Here is a 23,739-nt window from a genome sequence, read left to right on the forward strand (position 1 = left end):
TAAAAAATGAAATTTCAAAAAATAACATACATAATTTTGATCTTTTTGGTCTCATTCTCTGGAGACCTTTTGGCTCAGAAGAGTAGGTACGCACAGCCCAATTTTGCAGATTTAGATAATTCACATGACCTCCGCCTATCACCATGGGGGCCATATGGGAAAAAATATGCAGGGGTATCACATATTGCGGATGATAAGAGAGGGATCAAGTTTGACTTTTCTGTTCTTCCTGGTTTTTATAGAAATAGGTTACTTGTTCCAAATGTTCTTTTTGAATCTGGATTTTTCCCTTGGAAAGCCAATTCAGATTTAACTTCCTGGACTTACCGTTACGAATTAGAATGGAAGGATAAAGTCTTCACTGACGCAAATTATAAGGTGATTGATACTAACAGTACATTACTTACTGTGGAGTGTGAAAATAATACAGATTTACCCCAAAATATTGTATTGAATTTAGTAGCCTTCCTTGATTATGCAGATTACTACCCCAATGTAAAATTAAAACATTCTTCGTCAAGCAAATGGGTAAATGCAGTCGATTATTTGGATTTAAAAACTGTTGCGAAATCAGCAAAAGATAATTTACCCCCTGATGGACTTCGAAAAGGTGAATTTAGAAGTTCAAACTTTATAGACGCATCCGCTATAGGTCATGGTTTTGGTAAAAATGAGGGGGATCGTCTTACTTATAAAATACCTAATAGAGAAGAGTTTTCTGGTGGTTTCCTCACTTTCATTTTTAAGATGAATAAAGAGGAAGAATCTGATTTCAAAATAGAAGGAGCATTAAATAAGGAAATTACCTTTATAGGAGGTGATGGTCTGACACAATTGACGATCCCATTGCCTAAGGATATTAGGAGTAATAGCATTGTTCTCATTTCTAAGGGGGGGGCTAAAGTGGATTTGAACGGATTACTTTTTTCTCCATCCGGATTAGGGGATGAGTTTGAAATTCTATCTCAGGAAAAGTCATTTGTTCCAGAGACTTTAGTCGATGAAGAAACAAGGCAGCTGATTCTAAAATATGAGGATTTAGATCAGTTTTATGGAATTAAGTGGGAAACTGAAAAATTCCGAGTGCGTGAAGTAAAGAATGATGAGCTGGATGTTTTTATGAGAAAGTCAGTACATAACCATGTAGGGAAGACATTATGGGGGAATCGGAAAGGGCATTATCAGAATATTTATTTGGGCCCAATAGAGCTAGCACCAAATTCCAGCAAGTCGGTAAAAGTGTTGATTTCTACTGGAACAAAATCTACTGTAGAACAAAATTTGAGGGATTTTGATTTTTTTGAGAAAAAAAAATCTGAAAAGAATGGAATGAAAAGCCCTGTTCTCCCACAAGGCGAAAAATACCAGTTTAGTCAGCAATTACTCCAGGCAACTTTACTGACAAATGTGGTTTATCCTGTATATAATGAACGTTCCTTTATCAGGCATTTTACTCCTGGGAAATGGTGGAACAGTCTGTATACATGGGATGCAGGATTTATAGCACTGGGATTGTCTGAAATTGATGTAAACAGAGCGATAGAATGTATAAATGCTTATACAACTACTGCAGAAAATCCTGCGGCTTTCATTCATCATGGTTCACCAGTTCCTGTACAAATGTATGCGTTTTATGATCTATGGAATAAAACCCAATCAGAAGAACTCTTGGACTATTTTTATCCAAGGCTAAAAAGATATTATCAGTTTTTAGCTGGTTATTTGGGGAGTTCTACTACGGCTGATCTTAATTCAGGTTTGTTGAAGACCTGGGACTACTTTTATAATTCAGGAGGTTGGGATGATTATCCCGCACAAAATGGTGTTCATAATAATGGGCTAAGACCTTTAGTTACTCCAGTGATTACTACAGCCCAATGTATCAGAGTTGCCAAAATGTTGAGAATGGTTGCATTGAAGCTCAATAATGAACTGGATGCTTCAATTTACGAGAAAGATATTACACGTTTGAGTAAGGCGCTCCAAAAATATTCCTGGAATCAGCAAAGCGGTTATTTTAGTTATGTGATGCATGATGAAAGTGGAGATCCAGTTGGTCCCTTTCATTACGGAGGGAATACTGAATATAATATGGGATTAGATGGTGTTTATCCACTTCTTTCAGGTATCTGTTCAAATGATCAACAAGAGATCCTGATCAATAAAATTTTTTCGGATAAGCATATGTGGACACCTGCAGGGATTACTGCCGTAGATCAATCAGCTCCCTATTATAGAGAGGACGGATATTGGAACGGGTCAGTTTGGATGCCTCACCAGTGGTTTATGTGGAAAACGATGCTGGATATTGGCCGTCCCGATCTGGCATTTAAAATTGGTGAAAAGGCGTTGGAAGTTTATTCTAAAGAGACGGATGCTTCATACTATACTTTCGAACATTTTTTCGCGAAAACTGGAAGGGGAGCAGGTTGGCATCAGTTTTCGGGTTTGTCATCTCCTGTATTGTCTTGGTTCCCCGCTTACTATCAGCCTGGGACTGCCACCGCTGGTTTCGAAATATGGTTGGAATCACAAAAGTTTGAAGAGAATGATAGTAAATATCAAGCAGAAATTTCATTTGATGATACTACTAAACCACACCCAAGAAGCATGTTATTATGTATGAATCCTTTATTTAAGTATGAGGTGATATTTTCAGGTAAAGTCCTACCTTTTAATTCTCCATATGACGGTTTACTAGAGATTACTTTTCCAAAGACCAATAAAGGAGGTACACTAATTATAACTCCAGTTGAATAAAACAATAGATGATTATGAGAATAGAAAAAACAATGATTTGGAAATTTTATTTGGTACTAATTTTAGCCAGTAGCGCATTATCAGTTGGTGCCCAGAATTTTGATGAGTCTAAAGTGCCTCCCTATACATTACCTGAAGTTCTCAAAACCTATTCAAATAAACAGGTTAAGACCGTCAAAAGATGGGAGGGGAAAAGAAGACCCGAAATTTTGAGTGCTTTTGAAGAGAATGTATATGGCCATACCCCTGATAGTTTTGACAGCATTAATTTTTCACTTGATCGGATAGATCATAATGCTTTTAATGGGAAGGCCACATTGAAGCAGGTTTTGATTACCATATTCAATCATAACAAATCAATTGATATCCGATTATCCTTATATGTTCCCAATAAGGAGACGAATCCAGTGCCTGCCTTTTTGTTAATCCATAATAGACGGAAGGAAAGAAGTGTAAGCTGGGACAACACCCCTAGTTCCTTTTGGCCTGCAGAAAAGATAATAGACAATGGGTATGCGGTGGCAACTTTTGGTGTTGGAGATTTAGCTCCTGATAATAAAGACACCTTTATGAATGGTGCATTTCAACTTTTTCCGTCTCAATTGGAAGCCGAAAATGGTATGAGAACCATTGGCGCATGGGCTTGGGGAGCAAGTAGGGTAATGGATTATTTTATGGATGATCAGGATATTGATGCTGAAAAAGTAGGTGTAGTAGGACATTCCCGCGGAGGAAAGACAGCACTATGGGCTGCTGCCCAGGACCAGCGATTTGCCATTTGTTTTACAAATTGCTCTGGAAATACTGGGGCTGCATTGTCACGAAGGTGGTTTGGTGAAACTATTAGAAAAATCAATACTTCATTTCCTCATTGGTTTACGGATAATTACAAGAAATTCAATGATCATGAAGACCTTTTACCTGTAGATCAGCATATGCTTATTGCCTTGGTTGCCCCAAGGCCAGTATATGCAACTAGCGCTTCTGAAGACTTATGGGCTGATCCCAAGGGAACATTCCTTGCCATGAAAAATGCAGAACCTGCCTATAATCTTTACAAGCTGAAATCCGCTTTGCCTGATAACCTTCCTGAATTAAATGAACCAATTATTAATTCATATTTAGGATATCATATTAAGGAGGGTAAGCATAGTTTAGCGCTTTATGATTGGGAGAACTTTATTAAGTTTGCAGATTTTCATTTTAAAGCTAAATAATACAATATTTCGTTGAGTTTTTTTAAAAAAAAATTATAGGGTATTGGGCTAGATGTGGTACTTAAATATAAATACCGAACCAAAACCCTTAACAATTATGATATCTAAATTTTACAAATTCTTTTTGTGTCTTTCTGTATTAGTGTTGAGCATTGCTTTGCCCCTATTAGGGCAAGAAGATTTTCCAATCTACCTTGATAATACAAGGTCCTTAGAAGCAAGAGTAGACCATGCCCTTTCATTGATGACACTTGAGGAGAAAGTAGCTTTGACTCATGCCCAATCGAAGTTTAGTGTCCGTGGTGTCCCTCGCTTGGGCGTACCAGAGTTATGGATGGCAGACGGTCCTCATGGAATAAGAGAAGAGCTTCTTTGGAATGCATGGCAACCAGCGGGTTGGACAAATGATTCTACTACCGCTTTTCCGGCGTTAACCGCTTTAGCAGCAACATGGAATGTCGATATAGCTTACTTATATGGTAAATCAATTGGTGCCGAAGCAAGGTATCGCAAAAAAGATGTGTTATTAGGACCTGGAGTTAATATATATAGAAGTCCACTAAATGGTAGAAATTTTGAATATATGGGGGAAGACCCTTATCTCGCATCTCAACTCGTAGTGCCATATATCCAAGGGGTCCAGGAAAATGGTGTAGCTGCCTGTATTAAGCACTTTGCCTTAAATAATCAAGAAACTAATCGTAATCATATTAATGTAAAGGTTTCAGAAAGGGCTTTACACGAAATTTATTTGCCAGCATTCAAAGCGGCGGTCATTGATGGAAATGTATGGTCGGTGATGGCTGGGTACAATAAGTATCTAGGAGAATGGTGTGCCCAAAACAATATTCTTTTAAATGATATTCTTAAAGATAGCTGGGACTTTAAAGGTGTAGTGATTTCAGATTGGGATGCGGTCCATAACACTTTGTTGGCTGCAAAAAATGGATTGGATATTGAAATGGGAACTAATGTCCCGAAAGGAAAATCTTATCAGGATTTTTATTTTGCAGATCCTTATCTGAAGGTATTGAAATCGGGACAGGCATCAATAGATGAGCTTGATGACAAGGTCAGAAGAATACTCAGATTGAATTTTAAGACCGCTATGAATAGTGATCGGCCTTGGGGTTCATTTGCAACTAAAGAACATGCGATGACTGCAAGGAAAATAGCAGAAGAAGGAATTGTTTTGCTGAAAAATAAAAATCAGGTATTACCTATAAAATCTGAAGTTAAATCAATAGCAGTAATTGGAGAAAACGCTGTTAAAAAATTAACTGTTGGTGGAGGAAGTTCTAATCTAAAAGTTAAAACGGAAATTTCCCCATTAGAAGGTTTACAAAACAAGTTTGGGGGTAATATGAAAATATCGTTTAGTGCAGGATATTCATCAAAAAAAGAAAGCGCAGTGTTATATGATGAGGCCATTGAAAATGCATCTAAATCTGATTTGGTCATCTTCGTTGGAGGATTGAACAAGGATAAGGGACAAGATAGCGAGAGCCGCGACCGTAAGGAATATGGCCTACCCTATGATCAGGATAAATTGATAGTAGACCTAGCAAAAGTTAATAAGAACATTGTGGTGATACTTCTTAGCGGAAATGCGACAGCAATGCCTTGGGCTTCTGAAGTTTCTACAATTGTACAAGCATGGTACGGTGGTTCTGAAGCCGGGAATGCATTGGCCAATATCTTAGCAGGAGATATTAACCCCTCAGGAAAATTGCCTTTTACCATAAACCACTCATTGGATGACTACAGTGCCCATGCCTTGGGAAGTTTTCCCGGTGATTCAGAAAATGTTGAATATAAGGAGGATATTTTTGTTGGGTACAGGTGGAACGACCTAAAGTTAATGGAACCTCTTTTCCCTTTTGGACATGGACTGAGTTATACCTCTTTTTCTTATGGAAAGGCTCGTGCTGTCAAGCGAAATATAAAATCTCAGGAAAATCCGATAATAAAAGTTCCTTTAAAGAATATTGGGAAAAGATCAGGAGCTGAAGTAGTTCAGGTTTATGTTCATGATGTAGAATCCTCGGTTAAAAGACCCTATAAAGAATTGAAAGCATTTACGAAGGTTTTCCTTGAGCCTGGGGATGAGGAAATAGTTGTTTTTGAACTTCCCAGAGAAGCCTTTGAATTTTACAGTGAAAAAGAAAAGAAGTGGATTTATGAACCTGGCCTTTTCAAAGTACTTATCGGTTCATCGTCCCAAGAAATAAAGCAAGAGGTTTCTTTGAATCTGTTATAGGAAGTATTGAACTGGTTAGAAAGAAAAATCAATTTAATAAAGTGAAATCAAAAAAATAAAAGATATAGCAATGAAATATAAGATTATAATCCACACACTGTTATTGATATTGACAATTTCATCAGTGAGCCTAGCACAAAATTTGCCCAATTATTGGAATACAATTCAAGGGTTTAAGAAACAAGACAGTTTACATACTCCTCCAAAAAAGGCCATATTATTTGTAGGTAGTTCTACTTTTACCAAATGGAGAAATATGCAAGATGCTTTTCCAAAACATACTGTCATCAATCGAGGGTTTGGAGGATCACAATTACCGGATGTTAAGTTGTATTTTGAGGAAACTGTATTCCCTAAAAAATTAAAGCAAATTGTTATTTATGCAGGAGATAATGATATAGCCGCTGGAAATAGTCCTGAAGTAGTATTAAAGCGATTTCAAGAAGTAGAAAGTCTCATCAGGAAGGATCTTCCAAAAGTTGAAATTTCTTTTGTTTCCATAAAATCTTGTCCGGGAAGGTCAAAGTATATACCTCAGGTTGAGAAGGCCAATGCGCTTATTAAAGCGTTTTTGAGTGATAGAAAGCATGTTTCTTATATTGATACCAATTCTGCGACACTGAACAAAGCGGGAGACCCAATGAAGGGGATATATGTAAAAGATGGTGTACATCTTAATTCAAAAGGGTACGATATATGGGCAAATGTAATGGAACCTTACCTTAAATAAGTTTTGATGGTTTCGTTGTTTTATTGAGCAAATTGTTCGACCGGTTGCCTAGTAGGCTTTATCGAGAGCAAGACGCTGGAAAGAATAAGCCTAATATATGGATTACTCTTTCCAGCTTACTTTGTAGTTACCCGTAGGACTGATTTCTATCCATTTACCTTCAATGTGTTTTTCTTCATTTGTCCTATTATTGGTCAGCACCAATGTATAGCTCAGGGTCCTTTTCCTCATTTCCAATGACTTTCCGAGTTCGGAATATCCCGATGGAACCATGATGGATTCCCGCATTTCGGAATAGGGGCTTTTTCTGGATTGGGTATGATCGGAATAGAGTCCCTTTTCAGTATCAAAGAAAATTTCCTGTCCCTGGATATGTGAAGGGATCTTTACCCGGAGGCTGTCTGATGTTGTCCAGACAAAGGCATCAGGGGCCTTGCTATCAAATGAATAGCTGGTATGGATATCTATACCACCTATGGGCTGAAATTCAACCTCTTGTTGGGATTGGAAATTGAATTGGTAGGTGGTGCCACTTTTCCAGTAAAGAGAGTCCCCATCACCTTCATCGACAGCGTAGTTGATATCTTTAAAAGAATAGCCCTGGGATGGTTTTTGCATTACAGTGATTTCTGCATGGCTGTAATCCGATGTGAGCAGGATTCTGAAACCAAACTGTTTATTTGTGCTGTTTTCCCGTAGGATTATTTCTAGGGAATTTGAGTCGCTTCGGTTAATGGTAAATCCTTTATTAGTCCAATTGGTTATTAACCTTCCTTCACCTTCTAATTCCAGCAGGACATTCTGCTTTGGTTCATTATCCTCTGAGAAATAAATATCCCCAAATATCCTGAGGTTGTTGCCATTGGTGTTTTCTATACTGGAAATGCTCCAGTTACCGGTTGGGAAATTAACCACGGAATGACCACCTTCGGCTTCCATTTCAATTAGATCTGTCGATGGAGCAATAGAAGGCATTTCAGTATCTTCCTGACAAGAGATTATCAAGACGGTTAAAAATGAAAAAAGGAAATACTTTATTTGGGGAAGCGTGAAATAAGGGTTCATGGAGCTTTGGTTATAAGGTAAAGTAAATAATTGGCTTACCAGTAATAGGTGTTTACTTGATCTTTGGAAAAAAACTAATAATATATACTTTACGGCCATAATAACAGTATGTTGTCAGGTTGCTGGGATATTTCTATTTAGTTGATAGTTGGACAATAAGCAGGATCAATGGAGTAATATTTCAGCCTTCAAAAGCTCCTGAGATGGGTGATTAATAGATATATCTAACAATTTGCCTTATTTGATTTTTAGCATTTAAATAGCCCTCTCCAAAAAAACAAAGAGCGGTCACTGACCGCTCTTTAATATTTGTTAATACCGAGTTGTGATACCGAAATTAATATTTCCTATAGGTCCTATCCCTCCTTCCACAAATAGTCCAAAATTTCTTAATGGGTAATAGGAAACGCCTGTTAATATTCCGGCTTTATACGAAAGATCCTCATCTGTTAAATAATGTGTATAATCTATTATTTCTCCAGATGAGGAAACTGATCTATTGAAGTCATCCTTCACCTTATTCATCGTTATTCCCCAAAAATAAGTTAGGTAGACATTCCATTTATTATCGTCTAATTTAATCCCCAAATAATCATAGACAAAGGGAGTTAAAACAAAAGACCCTCTTAGGCCAATTGGAATAAATGTTTGGCTGTAATCTAGGTGTTTTACACCAGATTCGACATTACTGAATATAAACATATAATCTCTTTGCTGATGACCAATGTAAGCACCTACAGAAATAAAATTACCAACCCCATAGTCAACAGCTAATTCCTTATATAGTTTATTATCTCCGTCAAAATAACTGTGACTATTTATGGTTGTTCCAAATCTTGCAAACCAGTTTCCTTTAATGGTTTTGTGATCCTGAATGCCTTGTGCATTTACAATCTCAGATAAAAGTACGAATAGTACAATAATTGGCAAAAATGAACTTTTCATAGCTGGTTGAATACGATTAATTAATAAAGGTAAGTGCTGAAAAAAGAGTATGAAATACCCAAATTGGCATATTTTTGCAGTAAAAACATAAAAATAATGATTCAAAACCATGTCAAACTGCTAAATAGTTTAGCTGTTAGTCCTGGTTGGAATTTAACTGTAACTCTATTTTTCTTTATTACCCGGTTAATATAATTTTACGTCCTTTATAAATTTTGTAGCACTATGAAAATATTTGTTATTACATTACTACTTATGTGCAGTGCATACACCTGTACCTATGCACAGGGAAAATGGATTTCCAATGTGGAATTGGATTTTGTATTCCCTAACAAAAAAGATTTTTTCTATAATGACAGTGATAATAAAATCAATGATGTAGAGCTATAAAATTATGGTTTTTTACTAAAGTCATTCGGAATACATGGAGACTACAATTATTTACTGTTTAAAAAATTAAGTATAGGTGCTCTGGGAGGTTTTCAGACACTTTCAGACCCCGACTACATGATGCTGAAACTAGGGGGAATTCTGAGGTACTATTTTGTGGATCCCAACAACGTATATATTTATCTTCAGGATGCACACAATTTTTCATTGAACAAGGAAAAATTTAAAAATGGGAACAACCTTAGATTGGGGTTAGGGTTCCCTTTTCTTAAAAGGGAACAGTTTAATCTTAATGCAAACATTTTCTTTGAACAAAATTATTTCAAGTTAGATGGAGCAAATCCTTTGCTGGGTTTACCTGCAAACGATGAAAAGCCTCGTTCATTAACAGTAAAATCCTTTGGAATCAGCTTCGGAGTGAACTTCTAAATTATTCAACAGAAAAAAGCCAGCTACTTTCATGAAATCAATGCTGGCTTTTTTCTTTAACATAAAGGAAACTACCACCTATTTCACATCCGTCTTTTTAGTAACTCCAGTTGTCTGATACCACAGCCTTCGTGATACCTCCGAAAATCCACATTATGTTGTTCAAACATTGATAAGAACCTCCTCTTCTGGCTCTTGTATGTCTCTACATAGATAAAAAAGGCTAAGGGGAAAAACTCTATTATGAATAAAGAGAAAGCCTACTTGGGGGAAGTAAATATCAAACCTTTTTAAACTAGAATTAATATTTGAGTACTAGAATGGATTGCGGTGGAGCAATCAGCAAGATGTAGTTTTGTATACAAAACCATCTTTTCTGCCTCCAAAGTCGGGGGAAAGGTGCTCGGGACTCGCAGCCTTTTTATGAGAGGAAACTATTGGTTTTATGGTGGGAACTTGGCTTTTATCTTCGTATGAAAAGATCAATTTTTTAATCAGGTAATCGGTTAGTTGGAGCAGTAAGGATTTCATATCCTAAAGGATAATTTCATAGGTATCCACTTCCCCTTCCTGCAAAGATATTCCGGTCAGGAAAATGGTCAAGGGCAAGTGAATGCTTCCTGTCGTCAGCACCCTTGACCTTTATTCCTTCCCGTTATTAAGTGGCATCCAAGAGAAGTGAATGGGGAGGTGGGGTCCTTGGATGTTGAATTCATCAAGGTGTTATGGGTACATGGGTATTAAATTATAAACCGATGGTTTAATTCTATAGATACCGCTTCCTCTGGAATTGTTGTATCAGATCCTATTTTAGGGCTGAGTTCTGGAATTGTGGAAGGAGTTGATTTTATTTGCCCTTACTGGTTATTTCACCCAACTGGGGTATAACTGGTGAATTTATATTTTAATGGTTTTTCAATTTGGTCATGAACCAAAAAGGAAGAAATCATGGATACTTTTCAATCCCAGTTCAGCTTTGGGCATATCGTACCGCCCCAACTCGATGAAATCAAAACCTTCTTTTGCGATATGGCTGTTCCTGTGGCAGAGGCGGAAGTATTTTTCTATTATTACCAAGCCACGGGATGGCATACGGAAGGTGGAATCCCCATCCATAATTGGAAAGAGGCTGCTCACGAATGGTTGTACAATCTTGAAGATTGATCTGTGATGGGGGCAAGGAAAAAATCAAGGCTCAAGCAGGTGGAGTCAAGGATACCTGAAAAACGGTACCAAGAATTGGTCAACCTGCTTTCTAAGTCTCAAAATGTTACCATGAGTGCCCTGATCAGGGATATTCTATCTAATAAAAGCATTGTTTGTAAAACCCATGATGAAACCTATGAACTGTTGCTCGATCAAATGCAATCCATTCAAATGGAGATCCATTCCATAGGAGTAAACATCAATCAGGTAACCCGATATTTCAACAGCCTGAAAGACCCTTTACGGAAAAAGGCTTTGGTAAAACAAGTGGAAAAGCAGTTGTCCTTGGTAGGAAACAAAATGGAAGAACTCGAAAGGGTTTTACAAAAGTCCTTTCGGTAATGGTAGCCCGGATCAGCTTGGGAAGAAATATCCTTGGCCTGTTGTATTATAATGAGGATAAGGTGAAGGAAAAAAAGGCGAGCGTTTTAATGGCCAATGGTTTTGGAACAAATGGGGAAAGTGGCTCACTGAAATATAAGAACCAAAGGTTTCTCTACTATACTCAAAAGAATTCCAGGGCCAAGCTGAATGCCTTTCATGTTTCCCTGAACTTTTCACCTAAAGATCAATTGGATGAGGCCCAAAAGGCCTTTATCGCACAGGAATATATGAATCGTATCGGTTTTGGAAGCCAGCCCTATTTGGTCTATGAACATATGGATGCCGGACACCCGCACCTGCATATTGTCAGTACCAATATTACGCGGGAAGGAAAGCGAATAGAAACGCATAATCTCGGAAGGGAGAAATCTGAAAAAGCCCGAAAGGAACTGGAAAAAGAGCTGGGCTTAGTGGTGGCGGAACAACAAAAAGAACAGGTGCTAAGTATCCAGCCTTTGGAAAGCCTGAAATATGGAAAGAAGGAAAGCAAAGCTGCAATAGGCAATATTATCACGGAGGTAATGAGGACTTATTCCTATGGCTCGATTGGTGAGTTTGCTTCCATATTGCGGCAATTCAATATTGTATTGATTCAGGGAGAAAAGGGAACCAAGATGTATGAAAATAAGGGCTTGGCCTATAGCGCATTGGATAATAAGGGAAAACGGATTGGTGTCCCCATTAAAGCAAGCGCCTTTTATTCGAAACCAACCTTCTCCAGACTCCAAAAGAGGATGGAGCACAGCAAAATGAAAAAGGAGGCTTTGGTTTCAACCACTCGAAATAAGGTGTTTGGAGCCCTGAAGATTTCCAAAGGGAAGGGGAAAGGGGCATTCGAGGAAAATCTTAAAATGGCTGGTTTGGCAGCTGATTTTCATTATTCCAAAGATGGGAAGGTTTTTGGCCTTACTATCATAGATCATGTCAATAGATCTGCTTTCAAGGCATCGGAATTATCCAGATCGCTAAGTGGCCAAAAGGTCTATGCCCAGCTTCATCCAAAGGAGGGGGATAAAAAACTGACTAAAGTGACGGTTAATCCACCTAGGTATGAAAAGGGGCCTTTTCGTTATTCCACAAATAAGGATGGGCCAAATGCAGATCCTTATTTGTGGAAGGAAGATGGTAAGGGCGCTTTAGCTTCTTTCATAAGTAAGGTCGAAGCAATTTTGCGTCCAGAATGGGAGGAGCTAGCCGATCCTTTTGATAAAAGGAAAAAGAGGAGAAAACGAAGAAAAAAACTTTGACATGGCCACAGGAGAAAACACGCAGGCGTTGAGTAAAATTTTGGAACTTACCCGAAAGGCCAGTCTAGCAGTATTAATGATCCATTTATATTTGGAGCTTCCCATTCTCTTTGATCGGTGGGGCTTGGTAAAACCACTTTGGGACAACTTTATCCAGAAAGTGGGCGAGCTGCCATTTCTGGGAAATACACTTTATGCCAAATCCCTGTCCCTGGGCCTGCTTTTTATCAGTCATATGGGAGCAAAGGGTAAAAAGGATATAAAGGTGAAATGGTCCTCTGCATTGATTTGCCTTTTTCTGGGCGGGAATCTCTTTTTGTTTTCAAATTATTGGAGGAGACTGACAATGGATCCTTTGACCTTGGAATTTTCTTATGGTATTTCCATGATTATCGGCTACCTGATGGTGCTATGGGGAGGAGGGAGGTTGTCCAGATTCCTGAAAGACCAAGGCAGCAAAGGTGTCTTCAACAGGGAAAATGAAACCTTCCCCCAAGAGGAAAGAAAGCTGGTCAATGCCTATTCCATAAATCTGCCAGCCAAATACCAACTGAAAAATAAAATCAGAAACAGCTGGATCAATATCATCAACCCTTTCCGTGCATTACTGGTACTGGGGACACCCGGATCGGGGAAAAGTTATTTTGTGATCCGTCATGTGATAACCCAGCATATTGCCAAGGGTTTTTCCATGTTCGTCTATGACTTTAAATACGATGACCTATCAAGGATTGCCTATAATGCACTGATCAAAAACAAAGGAGCCTATAAAATACTTCCATCGTTCTATACCATCAATTTTGATGACCTGGAACATAGTCACCGCTGCAATCCCCTTGAACCTTCTACCATGCTGGATATCACTGATGCCAGTGAATCTTCCCGAACCATTATGATGGGACTCAACAGGGAATGGATAAAAAAGCAGGGGGACTTCTTTGTGGAATCCCCCATCAATTTTTTGACTGCGGTCATCTGGTTTTTGAAGAAATACCAAAAGGGTAAATTTTGCACCCTGCCCCATGTCATTGAAATGATGCAAGTGGATTATGATAAGTTGTTTTCTGTATTAAGAACGGAACCGGAAATAGAAGTGCTGATCAATCCATTTGTTTCGGCTTATCTCCAAGGGGCTGCCGAACAACTGGAAGGGCAGATTGCCAGTGCCAAGATCACCATGGCCAGGCTTTCCTCACCACAGCTTTATTATGTGCTTTCTGAAAGTGAATTTACCCTGGATATCAATCATCCCAAGGAACCCAAAGTAGTCTGCATGGGCAACAATCCCCAAAAGCAGCAGGTATATGGAGCAGTGTTGAGTTTGTATATTTCAAGGATTACCAAGCTGGTCAACCAAAAGGGAAAACTAAAATCCAGCCTGATTTTCGATGAATTTCCCACCATTTATTTTAATGGTATGGATAACCTGATCGCAACGGCCCGGAGCAATAAAGTGGCAACTTGTTTGGGGGTACAGGATTATAGCCAGCTAAAAAAAGATTATGGCAGCCAGGCTGTCGAATCGAGGGATTGGGGAATTGTGAATTGGGAGGGGAGTTCGGTAAGGGGACTAAGAGGAGATATAGAGGGAACATCGAGGAGACGTGGTGGGAACGTCTAGGGAACGTCCAAATTTTATTTGGCGATTTTTATGTTCTTTTATTCAGTGATAGAATAGTTTTAATGGTCAAACTTCGGCGCCTGCAGGAGGTAGGCAATCTAGTCCATGGAACATCTCTTTATGGCCTCTTCGCAATAAAACTCCTTTATGATACTGGTATTTGACTAACAGGCATGAGAGGGAATATTTTTACAGCTTAATAAAACCGATTGGTAAGGCTTCCAAAACTTCCAATAACTTGGTTAAATGCGTATAAATTTTTAATTTAAAGAGGTTTGAAAGTAAGGATATTTGATTTTGGTTTTTACATCAGTAGCCTTATTTCTAGCGGATTTCCATGGATATGCCAGACCTTGGACAGGATTAAGTGATCAATATTGATCAGTTTTTCGAGTATATCGAAGGTGTGTTTTGAATGGCATCAATTGATGGAGCAATTATGGATAAACAGGTATAAGAAATTAAGAATTACAATTCCTTTTAATTTTTATAATAATCATAAATCAATCAAAAATGGAAAACAACAGTGGATCTCGAGGTTATGATGTAAATGACGGCAGCAGTAAATGTCCCTTTTCGGGCGGAGCCCCTAAGAAAAGTGCTGGTGGAGGAACCAATAATTTGGACTGGTGGCCAGACCGACTGAGGGTGGATATCTTAAGGCAGCATTCGTCCTTGTCCAACCCAATGGATGATAATTTCAATTATGCGGAAGCTTTCAAAAGTCTGGACTATGAAGGATTGAAAAAGGATTTACATGCATTGATGACGGATTCCCAAGACTGGTGGCCGGCAGACTTCGGGCATTATGGAGGACTTTTTATTAGAATGGCGTGGCACAGTGCTGGGACTTATCGTATCGGTGATGGCCGTGGAGGAGCGGGAGCTGGACAGCAGCGTTTTGCTCCCCTGAACAGTTGGCCGGACAATGCCAGTTTGGATAAGGCCAGGAGGTTGTTATGGCCCATTAAGCAGAAGTATGGTAAGAAGATTTCCTGGGCTGACCTAATGGTTCTGGCCGGTAATGTAGCATTGGAATCTATGGGCTTTAAAACCTTTGGCTTTGGCGGAGGCCGTGAAGATGTGTGGGAGCCAGAGCAAGATGTCTATTGGGGATCTGAAAAATCCTGGCTGGAAGATAAAAGATATTCAGGGGAAAGGGATTTGGAAGATCCATTGGCTGCCGTGGTCATGGGCTTGATTTATGTAGATCCTGAGGGGCCAAACGGTAATGGAGACCCTGTATCTGCGGCAATAGATATTCGGGAGACTTTTGGAAGAATGGCCATGAATGATGAGGAAACTGTGGCCTTGATCGCCGGGGGGCATTCTTTTGGAAAAACTCATGGAGCAGCAGATCCAAGCAAGTACATCGGGCCTGAGCCGGAAGCCGCTCCAATCGAAGCCATGGGCTTTGGCTGGAAAAATACGTATGGATCAGGAAAGGGGCCTGATGCGATTACCGGTGGTCCCGAGGTTATTTGGACCCAAACCCCCACACAATGGAGTAATTACTTTTTTGAAAACCTTTTCAAATATGAGTGGGAAATGACCAAAAGTCCCGCAGGTGCCAAACAGTGGGTAGCCAAAGATGCCGAGGAGAGCATTCCTGATGCTTTTGATCCCTCTAAAAAACATCGGCCAACTATGTTGACAACAGACCTGTCCTTGCGTTTTGATCCTGAATATGAAAAAATTTCAAGACGATTCTACGAGAACCCTGATGAGTTTGCAGATGCTTTTGCCAGGGCCTGGTATAAACTGACTCACCGTGATATGGGGCCATTGAACAGGTATCTCGGACCGGAAGTGCCCAAAGAGGAATTGATCTGGCAAGACCCCATTCCTGCCTTGGACCATAAGGTGGTAGACGAGCAGGATATAGTGTCATTAAAGTCCAAAATATTGTCTTCCGGTTTATCTGTTGCTCAGCTAATTTCTACTGCTTGGGCTTCTGCCTCTACATTCAGAGGTTCTGATATGCGTGGAGGAGCCAATGGCGCCCGAATTCGTTTGGAACCGCAGAAGGATTGGGAAGTAAACAATCCTGCAGAATTGTCCAAGATTCTAAAGATATATGAAGGTATTCAGAGTGACTTTAATGGAGGGCAGTCTGATGGAAAGAAAATCTCCATAGCGGATCTTATAGTGCTGGGAGGCTGTGCAGGATTGGAAAAGGCTGCGAAAGATGGAGGCCATCAAATTAAAGTACCATTTACTCCTGGCCGAATGGATGCTTCCCAAGAACAGACGGAGATTGATACATTTACCTATCTTGAGCCGGTAGCGGATGGTTTTAGGAATTACAGGAGAACCCGTTTCGATGTGTCCACGGAGGCCTTACTGATAGATAGGGCCCAGTTGCTAACTTTGACCTCACCAGAACTTACAGTGCTCATTGGTGGCTTGCGCGTGTTGGGGATTAATTATGATGGGTCAAAACACGGTGTGCTTACCCATAAGCCAGGCGTACTTTCCAATGATTTTTTCTTGAACCTTCTGGATATGGGGACTGAGTGGCGTCCGGTGTCTGAAGATAATAAGGAAGTCTTTGAAGGTCGCGATACCAAAACAGGAGAGGTAAAATGGACTGGTACCCGGGCAGATTTGGTTTTCGGTTCCAACTCTGAGTTGAGGGCTGTGGCGGAGGTTTATGCTTGTCAGGACTCCAATGAGAAGTTTGTCAGGGACTTTGTGGCAGCATGGGACAAGGTGATGAACTTAGATCGATTTGATTTGGACTAAAGTTCCAAGAGGATAAAATAAGATTGAAGATTCGAATAAATAAAAAGGGGCAACAGATGGGGTGCCCCTTTTCATTAATAACCATTTAGTGCTGTTTTACCCATGGCTGATCTCTTGATAAATTTTAAAGGTGAAATACATTCCTATTTGTATTGGAGGTTTTATTCTTTGATGATACCTATTATTTGAGGTAATATTTTATGTTTATCCGCTTTAATGCACCGAGTTTCTTTCCATAAGGCCTGCGCGGGCTTCCTCCACGGGGAGCGGTCTGTCCGTGATAAACATGCTTCATGCTACTAGTGTTTGACTGACTAGCACAATGCGTTATTATTTTTTACTTAGGTGTCAGGTATCATCAATGGAAGCAATGAAACTATCAGAGGATGCTAAAAAAGAAGTTATAATAAGATGAGGGCGGATAAATTTATTCTGGGTTTATTTTGCAATGGATTTACTTTTGGCCGTATTAGTAAATATGATTTGGTTGTTTGGGAGGGGTAAAATATAGGAAGAAGGGTTTTCTGTAGCGTTTTGAATGGAAATTACGTTTTGTGATAAACAAACTTTTAGCACAATGAAAAATCTTGTTCTATTAATACTACTGATCATTCCCCTATTTTCTTGTAAGGATGATATTGAACCTTTGGGGATACATTTTAACGGAACCTATGAATGGACCAATTTTGCCGAAGAAGATGGGGGATGGTATGTTCATAGCTTGGTCTTTCAGGATAATGGTGATCTGGAGCGATGGATAACGATCAGAGAAAGCGAGTATGGGGATGATTTGGGCTACCGAAGCATAATGAGGGGAACTTATGAACTTCAAATAAAAGAACTGACTGTGGAATGGGATGAATTTCATTCCTTGGAAGATCCTGAGGAGCTCTTTGCTCCCAGGGCTGGGCTGGTGGCCCTTGAGAATGCTTCACCTGTTACACAGGTTGGCACAGTGGAGCAAATGGATGGTGGAGGTAAAATAGCCATTGAATTTTATTGTAACGATATCCTATCAAATTGTATAGGAAAAACGGTCTACACCAAAGTAGATTGATATTATTTGAATCAAAGGGGGATTCTTTAAAGCGCACTTCATAATTGCCAGTAGGAGTGATTTCAATCCATTTACCTTTATTGTGTATTTCTTCTTTTGTCCTGTTATTTGTCAGTATCAGGGTATGGCTTAGGATCATTGGTCCAAATTGGCTATTAATCACTTTTTTCTGATACTTAGCTTTCTTTCAGCGGGCCTTAAATACCAAGAAATCACTGTTAATAGAAGCAATAGGGTCGGTCCAAAATACTCTACGGCACTGTCATTTACGGCTAGGTGGGTAAAAATAGCCCCTGTCATTAAGAAAAAGAAGCCTGCATATGCCCATTCTTTTAGCAAGGGGAATTTTGGAACAAGGATACCTATTACCCCTAATAGTTTCCATATGCCAATGATGGTCAGGAAGTACATGGGGTAGCCCAGTTCTTTCATTTTGCGTACTTCTTCGTCCATGTGTGCTATCTGAACGATTCCCGTAGATACCATGCCTAGGCTAAGCCAAAGGGTGGCTACCCAGTAGATTATTTTAGCGGTTCTGTCTGTTATAAGCTTTTGTGGTTTCATACCTTATTGTTTTAGTTTTTCCATAATGGTCTGTAGTTGACTGTGGGCCATGTTAAGCCCGTATGCAAAGGGAAGTTTGAGCATATTGTCCCTGTCCTCGACAGATCTAAATACCATTTTAATGTTCAGGTGGCTTTTGGAATCATCAATGCTGCCAAATTCCAGGAATTCCAGTTGTGCAGGAAAACCCGCATTGTCCATTTCAAAGGTGCGAGTGATCAATTGATTTTCTTTTAGGTCGTGGATAGTGCCATGGGCGCTGAAAACGACTTGGCCATTGGAGTCTTTTTTTTCGAAGCGATAACTGCCGTGTGGTTTGTTTTCCAGTTTTATAACCGTGTTACCCATCCATTGTTCCACTAGTTCAGGTTTTGTGTAGGCTTTGAACAGTAGTTCAACTGGCAGATCAAAGGTTCTTGTTACTGTGATTTCCTGGGGTCCGTTTTCGGCATGGACTTTTGTTTTTTGTTCCATCGTTTTATTGTTTGGATTGGTGGGATTTCATGACCTGTTCCAATTTATTGAATTGATCATCCCAATGTTTTCTGAAAGGCTCAATAAATTCGGCTATTTCTCTCATGCCATGAGGATTGAGCTGATAGTAGATTTCCCGGCCTTTTTGTTCCTGTTCTAGTATTTCACATTCAGTGAGGATTTGAATATGTTTGGAAATGGTCTGGCGGGAATAATCGAAATTTTCAGCAATGGCCGTAGGGGTCATGGCATTTATGGCAAGCAAAGAAATGATGGCCCTGCGTGTGGGATCTGCTATTGCCTGGAATACATCTCTTCTCAATTTCATAGTATTACTTTATCAGATAATGAGTTGCCATATGGATCATTAGTTGGATTATCTTTTATGCGCAACCATATGACTGCTAATATAAGTGCAGTTATTTGGCTGCGCAAATATTTAGATAAGAAATATTGATTTTGGGATGGTTGGTGTCGGCTTAAATGATTTTAGAGGGGAATTGCTGATCGGTATTTTTTAGTATCATGAATGATGGTTATGGTTGTGGCTTTGTTTTGGTTTTATTGTATATTTCCAAGAAATAATTTACCCGTAAGCAACGTATCCCCAAGACATCCCCTAGGTATCTACTAGAGGGTTACTATGGAGAGGCTAGGAAGAGGGGTAAGCAGGTGATGGTGGGGGTAAGGGGATTCAGGTTTTATGATAGTTATTTGGTAGCGGTTGATAATGTAGCAATACACGGTGTTTTTCCGTTTAGTTATCAACAGGGATTTTATTAAGACGCAATTATCATGGAACATTGGGTTTCAAGTTTTTTTGTATTCATAAATTAGAAAGACAATGAGAAAATATGTTTTGACACTAATAAGCCTTTTACTATTTTCTTCATGTGATCAAGAAGAAAATCAATTTAGCTCCCAATTGTGTGGGGATGGGTATTTCTATTATTCGGGAAGCTCAAAGAACTACTTCAAGCATTCATTATATGAGGTTTGGATAGTGCTTGATCAAACAGATATGAATAGAGAGGAAGCAAGATCCATATTGGAAAAATATTCATTTCTTGATACGGGAAATTTTAGTTTTGGTAGTAATTATGGCAGTTTTAAAGTAATGATAGATGGTAAAGTCGATTGCACTGATTTTAAGAACTACTTAATAGCGCTCAATCAGGATCCACAAATATATTCAGCGACTCCTGTGTTTTATTTTTCAGATGATAATCCGTTGAGCTATTGTGTCTTATTGAGTGAGGTGCTGACCAAAAATAATGATGAAGTCATATCCGAATCAGATTTTATCAATTTTGCCAAAACCTTTAATTTAGAGCTAATTGATTCAAAATTTTCTACACAACACTTTAAGGTTAAGGAAGTCAAAACAGGATTTGAAGCTTTGGAAATAGCAAATGAAATATATGAAAGCGGGAAAATTCAATATTCCCATCCAAATTTTATCGCCCATGTTGTTTTGCATTAATATTAAAATATTTTCCGGGCAAAATTCTTCAAAAAAAGAACCTGAAAGCGTTCCTTTCGTCTAATACTCTTGAATGTAGATGCCGTTAAATTAGTAAAAGTCATGAAAGCTTATTTTTATTGGTTGGCCAATTTACTTCATTCTCCTCCTGATAATTGGGGGAAATAATGTGTCAGCTCATATTCATTGTTTAACCTTAAATTTAGAATTAGTATGAAAACATCTTATTTGGAGTATTACAAATTGATTTTGGATAAGGTGAGTTTTGATTCCGAAATTTGGGAGAAGGAATACAAAAAGGCTTTATCTATTTTGACCGCAGAGGAGGCCTTCGTTTTGAAAAATTGGGCCTATAACAAGTATTTTAAATCAAAACGGAATTTGGGTATAAAAAGTGAAAGGCGGCACAATGGAATTTCATTGAAGTCTTTAAAGTCAAGCAAAGCGGTTTGATGAAAAGGTCAGTATTTACTGGCCTTTGTGTTTTTATTTTCCTGATACTTTTTAGCAGGGGCCCTTGCAAGCTTATCCGGATATCCCCTTGTTGATAGCTTGTCCTGTCTACAGTTGCTTTTTATTTAGAGAAATTAATGGATTATACCAGTTGGTCTTTGGGGGGATTGGTGTAGCAGGTTTCTGATTGGAGTTTGGTATTGTTCTTGGATTTAACCAATGCGGATATAGGAAGTTTGGTGAGAGAAGGGGCTGATTAAGTGTGAAAGCTATGTTTTATCAGATCAGGAGAAATTAAAGAAAACCTTTTGAGAAATAATCTGTGCACTGACGGACAGAAGCTGTACGATAATGAGCTCTATTATAAATGGATAGGCTAGGGTTTTAGAAAAGAGTTTTACGGATTCAATGAAATAAAGGATAGCCATTCATATTGGTATTTAACAATTAATTCAGGCCGGATCGGCCTTTAGTCCTGTTGCTTTCTATCCAAAATACAACGAAGGAATATTTTAAATAAAACCATAAATCAATTACCATGAGAAGATATTTGCTTTATGCTTTGGGGCTACTGACGGTTATTTACTTTTCTTATCAATTTCCGATATTCTCTTTTGTTTTATTATCAGGTCTGGTCATTGTCCTGGTATATGTTTTACTGGCCGGAATGATAAGGTGGCTCAGAAAAAGGAGGGGCTGGAAATGGCTCCAAGTTCCATTGACTATGATTTTAATCTTCTTCATCGGCTTGGTCATCGGCTTATTCAGACCATTGCCCAGTGCCATTATCATTTCTGACGATATAGAGAAAACCCTGGAATATGCTTATGCCACAGATCAGGGTGACAGAAAGCAGCTTAAGTTTTTCCTGCCCATTTACAGAGAAGAAATGGTACAAAGGGATAGTGTACGGTTGATGCAGGTCAGGGCTTATAATGAGTCAGGAAAGATAAAGAAGGCAGTAGATAAGTTTCATGCTGCTTTTATTCTGCATCATAATTATAAGGGAGACAGCGTACTTTATCGACAGGCCCATCTCCTTGCCAAGGAGGCGGCTTCAGGAGGTGAACTGAAAGGCCATCTTCAGGCGGACTGGCTGAGAAAGGCCACATATGACCGTTGGATGCTTTCTATTGGCAAGGGACAAAAATATAATACCCAGGGAGGTATAAGTTTCGAGCTAGAATAAATAGCTCTGAGATAGCCTAGGACTAGGGTGTTTTTCCAATTTTCATTGAAACCCAAAAGATGACAGATAGGCTAATGGCTAAAATGGGCAATTGGTAAGCGCTAAAACCTGATACCGCCCAAATGAAAATAAAGGCTCCCAAGGTTATTCCTGTGAAAAATGCGAAGAGGGTCCATCGGGTCAAGGCTAATTTGTTCATGGTCTGTGCTCCTATTTAAAATCTATTTTAATCAATATGTATATCCGCAATTGCACCAGTAAAAGTTAAAAGCGAATCGAAATGTTCGTTTTAATTAAAATATCAACTCCTTCGGTCTTCAGTCTTCAAACTCCCGACCACTTAAGCAAAGGATTTAAGGTTACTGGCATCATTGCGGATAATCAGATTAATCAATGGGCTGATCCAAATATAATTAGAAACATGTATACCAAGAACAGCGATCCTAACTTTTTATAATTCAACCCGCATTATGAATTAGCCTATCTACGCCGCGGCGCACAAGTATTACGACCTGAAACTACTTTAAAATCAGTCGCTTCGCTGCTGTTTTCAATTCTACCTGGCGGAAGACAGGTTCACCATCCGCCCTGCCTGAGCAGACAGGCGCGGCGGATGATTCAATCTCCAAACAGCCTGATTTTCTTGTAGTTTCAGTTCTTCCCGACAGTGGACGGGACAGGCTATAACGATTCCAAATGCATAAAGCGGGTTCAAGGTCTACAGTCCTAGGTTTCCATCATAATTGGAGAGATAATATATATGTTGTTTATCTATCAAATCTAGAATGATATAGATATTTATTATTATTTAAATTAAATCTAAATAAAGTTGTTTAGCTAGTTCATTGCATATATTTTTGTCGAAAACATCAAGTAATGGACCTTTTGAAATGATCACATTGGCTACAATATTGACCTTTATCGGTTTTTTCTGTTTTTATAACACCTCCAAAAGACAGCAGCTGTCCCAGTCTCTTGGGTTTGAGCGGTGGTTGCAGCAAAACAGCTTAAGGTCAAAATACTTGGGAGGAGGGCTGTTTATACTTGCTTTATTGCTCTGTTATGTGGAAGCAGGTTTTGGTGCAGGTGTTTTTTCCTTTTTTATTCTCCTGATGACAGCCGGAAGTCTTGTGGTGCTGCTTTCTCCGCTAAGGTTTGTCCATTATAAAATCCTGATTTTGATATTTGTCATGTGCCTGATATTTGAACTGATATAAGATGCCAGCCAATAAAAAATACCTTACTACTTCCAAACCGCAGTGTTTTGCCAAGATAACCGCTGGTTTTTTTGGTGGATATGCGGTAACCATTTCCCTGTTTATGGCCCTTGGCTTTTGGTTGAATCATGTCAATGTGCTGACAACTTTGAGGTTTGGGGGATTTATGGTTTGGGCCACGCTTTTTCTTTTGGCATTTCTCTTTAAGAATGGTTGGAAGGCTTGGGGAGTTTACCTGCTGGTAACCATGTTTTTTTCTGGAATTATCTATATCGGTAAAATTTATCATCCCATTTTCTAATT

The 23,739-nt window shown here is 39.1% G+C and carries 21 protein-coding genes; 16 read left to right on the forward strand and 5 right to left on the reverse strand.

All coding sequences use genetic code 11. The features are described from left to right. The first annotated feature begins 6 nt into the window (after nt 1–6). The 4 genes from KZP23_RS13000 (at nt 7) to KZP23_RS13015 (ending at nt 6,967) form a co-directional block, all read left to right on the forward strand. Nucleotides 7–2,760, forward strand: a complete 2,754-nt coding sequence (locus KZP23_RS13000; protein ID WP_226332149.1) for an MGH1-like glycoside hydrolase domain-containing protein — start codon at nt 7–9, stop codon at nt 2,758–2,760. 14 nt (nt 2,761–2,774) lie between these two features. Then, entirely contained in the window at nt 2,775–3,977 is a 1,203-nt protein-coding gene (locus KZP23_RS13005; protein ID WP_226332150.1) for an alpha/beta hydrolase family protein, read from the forward strand. Nucleotides 3,978–4,029: 52 nt separating this feature from the next. Further along, nucleotides 4,030–6,237: a beta-glucosidase gene (locus KZP23_RS13010; protein WP_226332151.1), complete on the forward strand. Its 2,208-nt coding sequence runs from the start codon at nt 4,030–4,032 to the stop codon at nt 6,235–6,237. A gap of 70 nt (nt 6,238–6,307) precedes the next feature. Continuing rightward, nucleotides 6,308–6,967, forward strand: a complete 660-nt coding sequence (locus KZP23_RS13015; protein ID WP_226332152.1) for a GDSL-type esterase/lipase family protein — start codon at nt 6,308–6,310, stop codon at nt 6,965–6,967. Between the two features lie 102 nt (nt 6,968–7,069). Here the strand turns inward: KZP23_RS13015 and KZP23_RS13020 are convergent, their stop codons facing one another. Continuing rightward, entirely contained in the window at nt 7,070–8,032 is a 963-nt protein-coding gene (locus KZP23_RS13020) for a hypothetical protein (protein ID WP_226332153.1), read from the reverse strand. 312 nt (nt 8,033–8,344) lie between these two features. Further along, complete coding sequence (locus tag KZP23_RS13025) at nt 8,345–8,977, reverse strand: hypothetical protein (RefSeq protein WP_226332154.1); 633 nt, start codon at nt 8,975–8,977, stop codon at nt 8,345–8,347. 225 nt (nt 8,978–9,202) lie between these two features. Here KZP23_RS13025 and KZP23_RS13030 point away from each other — a divergent pair, with 225 nt between their 5' ends. The 7 genes from KZP23_RS13030 to KZP23_RS13060 all read left to right on the forward strand — a co-directional run bounded on the left by KZP23_RS13030 (nt 9,203) and on the right by KZP23_RS13060 (nt 18,056). Next, complete coding sequence (locus KZP23_RS13030; protein WP_226332155.1) at nt 9,203–9,367, forward strand: hypothetical protein; 165 nt, start codon at nt 9,203–9,205, stop codon at nt 9,365–9,367. A 1,377-nt stretch (nt 9,368–10,744) separates the two neighbouring features. Then, a complete protein-coding gene (locus KZP23_RS13035; RefSeq protein ID WP_226332156.1) occupies nt 10,745–10,960 on the forward strand; it encodes a hypothetical protein in 216 nt (71 codons plus the stop codon). Nucleotides 10,961–10,966: 6 nt separating this feature from the next. Continuing rightward, nucleotides 10,967–11,344 (forward strand): plasmid mobilization protein, encoded by a 378-nt coding sequence (locus tag KZP23_RS13040; protein WP_226332157.1) that lies wholly within the window; start codon nt 10,967–10,969, stop codon nt 11,342–11,344. Then, nucleotides 11,344–12,633, forward strand: coding sequence for a relaxase/mobilization nuclease domain-containing protein (locus KZP23_RS13045; RefSeq protein WP_226332158.1), 1,290 nt, complete (start codon nt 11,344–11,346; stop codon nt 12,631–12,633). Before KZP23_RS13040 ends, KZP23_RS13045 begins: the two co-directional genes overlap by 1 nt. After that, complete coding sequence (locus KZP23_RS13050) at nt 12,590–14,254, forward strand: YWFCY domain-containing protein (RefSeq protein ID WP_226332159.1); 1,665 nt, start codon at nt 12,590–12,592, stop codon at nt 14,252–14,254. Before KZP23_RS13045 ends, KZP23_RS13050 begins: the two co-directional genes overlap by 44 nt. A gap of 513 nt (nt 14,255–14,767) precedes the next feature. Continuing rightward, on the forward strand, nt 14,768–16,999 hold the full coding sequence (gene katG / locus KZP23_RS13055; RefSeq protein ID WP_226332160.1) for a catalase/peroxidase HPI: 2,232 nt from the start codon (nt 14,768–14,770) through the stop codon (nt 16,997–16,999). Between the two features lie 577 nt (nt 17,000–17,576). Continuing rightward, on the forward strand, nt 17,577–18,056 hold the full coding sequence (locus KZP23_RS13060) for a hypothetical protein (RefSeq protein ID WP_226332161.1): 480 nt from the start codon (nt 17,577–17,579) through the stop codon (nt 18,054–18,056). Nucleotides 18,057–18,215: 159 nt separating this feature from the next. Here the strand turns inward: KZP23_RS13060 and KZP23_RS13065 are convergent, their stop codons facing one another. The 3 genes from KZP23_RS13065 to KZP23_RS13075 are packed head-to-tail and all read right to left on the reverse strand — an operon-like array spanning nt 18,216 to nt 19,422. Further along, the gene (locus tag KZP23_RS13065; protein ID WP_226332162.1) at nt 18,216–18,620 is read right to left on the reverse strand and encodes a DoxX family protein; all 405 of its coding nucleotides are present in this window, start codon (nt 18,618–18,620) and stop codon (nt 18,216–18,218) included. A 3-nt stretch (nt 18,621–18,623) separates the two neighbouring features. After that, a complete protein-coding gene (locus KZP23_RS13070) occupies nt 18,624–19,094 on the reverse strand; it encodes an SRPBCC domain-containing protein (RefSeq protein WP_226332163.1) in 471 nt (156 codons plus the stop codon). 4 nt (nt 19,095–19,098) lie between these two features. Further along, the gene (locus tag KZP23_RS13075) at nt 19,099–19,422 is read right to left on the reverse strand and encodes an ArsR/SmtB family transcription factor (protein WP_226332164.1); all 324 of its coding nucleotides are present in this window, start codon (nt 19,420–19,422) and stop codon (nt 19,099–19,101) included. A 516-nt stretch (nt 19,423–19,938) separates the two neighbouring features. Between KZP23_RS13075 and KZP23_RS13080 the strand changes: the two genes are divergently transcribed. The 5 genes from KZP23_RS13080 to KZP23_RS13100 all read left to right on the forward strand — a co-directional run bounded on the left by KZP23_RS13080 (nt 19,939) and on the right by KZP23_RS13100 (nt 23,737). Continuing rightward, nucleotides 19,939–20,577 (forward strand): hypothetical protein, encoded by a 639-nt coding sequence (locus KZP23_RS13080; RefSeq protein WP_226332165.1) that lies wholly within the window; start codon nt 19,939–19,941, stop codon nt 20,575–20,577. A 213-nt stretch (nt 20,578–20,790) separates the two neighbouring features. After that, the gene (locus KZP23_RS13085) at nt 20,791–21,030 is read left to right on the forward strand and encodes a hypothetical protein (RefSeq protein WP_226332166.1); all 240 of its coding nucleotides are present in this window, start codon (nt 20,791–20,793) and stop codon (nt 21,028–21,030) included. Between the two features lie 538 nt (nt 21,031–21,568). Continuing rightward, nucleotides 21,569–22,219, forward strand: a complete 651-nt coding sequence (locus KZP23_RS13090) for a hypothetical protein (protein ID WP_226332167.1) — start codon at nt 21,569–21,571, stop codon at nt 22,217–22,219. 857 nt (nt 22,220–23,076) lie between these two features. Then, a complete protein-coding gene (locus KZP23_RS13095; protein ID WP_226332168.1) occupies nt 23,077–23,436 on the forward strand; it encodes a DUF3325 family protein in 360 nt (119 codons plus the stop codon). 1 nt (nt 23,437) lies between these two features. Then, a complete protein-coding gene (locus tag KZP23_RS13100) occupies nt 23,438–23,737 on the forward strand; it encodes a hypothetical protein (protein WP_226332169.1) in 300 nt (99 codons plus the stop codon). Nucleotides 23,738–23,739 lie beyond the last annotated feature (2 nt).

Source organism: Echinicola marina (assembly GCF_020463795.1).
GTDB lineage: Bacteria > Bacteroidota > Bacteroidia > Cytophagales > Cyclobacteriaceae > Echinicola > Echinicola marina.

What these genes read in the sequence shown, in the direction of transcription:
- KZP23_RS13065 (WP_226332162.1), bottom strand. Translation starts at nt 18,620, where the DNA reads ATGAAACCACAAAAGCTTATAACAGACAGAACCGCTAAAATAATCTAC.
- KZP23_RS13015 (WP_226332152.1), top strand. Translation starts at nt 6,308, where the DNA reads ATGAAATATAAGATTATAATCCACACACTGTTATTGATATTGACAATT.
- KZP23_RS13035 (WP_226332156.1), top strand. Translation starts at nt 10,745, where the DNA reads ATGGATACTTTTCAATCCCAGTTCAGCTTTGGGCATATCGTACCGCCC.
- KZP23_RS13085 (WP_226332166.1), top strand. Translation starts at nt 20,791, where the DNA reads ATGAAAACATCTTATTTGGAGTATTACAAATTGATTTTGGATAAGGTG.
- KZP23_RS13045 (WP_226332158.1), top strand. Translation starts at nt 11,344, where the DNA reads ATGGTAGCCCGGATCAGCTTGGGAAGAAATATCCTTGGCCTGTTGTAT.
- KZP23_RS13100 (WP_226332169.1), top strand. Translation starts at nt 23,438, where the DNA reads ATGCCAGCCAATAAAAAATACCTTACTACTTCCAAACCGCAGTGTTTT.
- KZP23_RS13010 (WP_226332151.1), top strand. Translation starts at nt 4,030, where the DNA reads ATGTGGTACTTAAATATAAATACCGAACCAAAACCCTTAACAATTATG.
- KZP23_RS13080 (WP_226332165.1), top strand. Translation starts at nt 19,939, where the DNA reads ATGAGAAAATATGTTTTGACACTAATAAGCCTTTTACTATTTTCTTCA.
- KZP23_RS13020 (WP_226332153.1), bottom strand. Translation starts at nt 8,032, where the DNA reads ATGAACCCTTATTTCACGCTTCCCCAAATAAAGTATTTCCTTTTTTCA.
- KZP23_RS13025 (WP_226332154.1), bottom strand. Translation starts at nt 8,977, where the DNA reads ATGAAAAGTTCATTTTTGCCAATTATTGTACTATTCGTACTTTTATCT.
- KZP23_RS13090 (WP_226332167.1), top strand. Translation starts at nt 21,569, where the DNA reads ATGAGAAGATATTTGCTTTATGCTTTGGGGCTACTGACGGTTATTTAC.
- KZP23_RS13060 (WP_226332161.1), top strand. Translation starts at nt 17,577, where the DNA reads ATGAAAAATCTTGTTCTATTAATACTACTGATCATTCCCCTATTTTCT.
- KZP23_RS13040 (WP_226332157.1), top strand. Translation starts at nt 10,967, where the DNA reads ATGGGGGCAAGGAAAAAATCAAGGCTCAAGCAGGTGGAGTCAAGGATA.
- KZP23_RS13005 (WP_226332150.1), top strand. Translation starts at nt 2,775, where the DNA reads ATGAGAATAGAAAAAACAATGATTTGGAAATTTTATTTGGTACTAATT.
- KZP23_RS13070 (WP_226332163.1), bottom strand. Translation starts at nt 19,094, where the DNA reads ATGGAACAAAAAACAAAAGTCCATGCCGAAAACGGACCCCAGGAAATC.
- KZP23_RS13075 (WP_226332164.1), bottom strand. Translation starts at nt 19,422, where the DNA reads ATGAAATTGAGAAGAGATGTATTCCAGGCAATAGCAGATCCCACACGC.
- KZP23_RS13000 (WP_226332149.1), top strand. Translation starts at nt 7, where the DNA reads ATGAAATTTCAAAAAATAACATACATAATTTTGATCTTTTTGGTCTCA.
- katG (WP_226332160.1), top strand. Translation starts at nt 14,768, where the DNA reads ATGGAAAACAACAGTGGATCTCGAGGTTATGATGTAAATGACGGCAGC.
- KZP23_RS13030 (WP_226332155.1), top strand. Translation starts at nt 9,203, where the DNA reads ATGAAAATATTTGTTATTACATTACTACTTATGTGCAGTGCATACACC.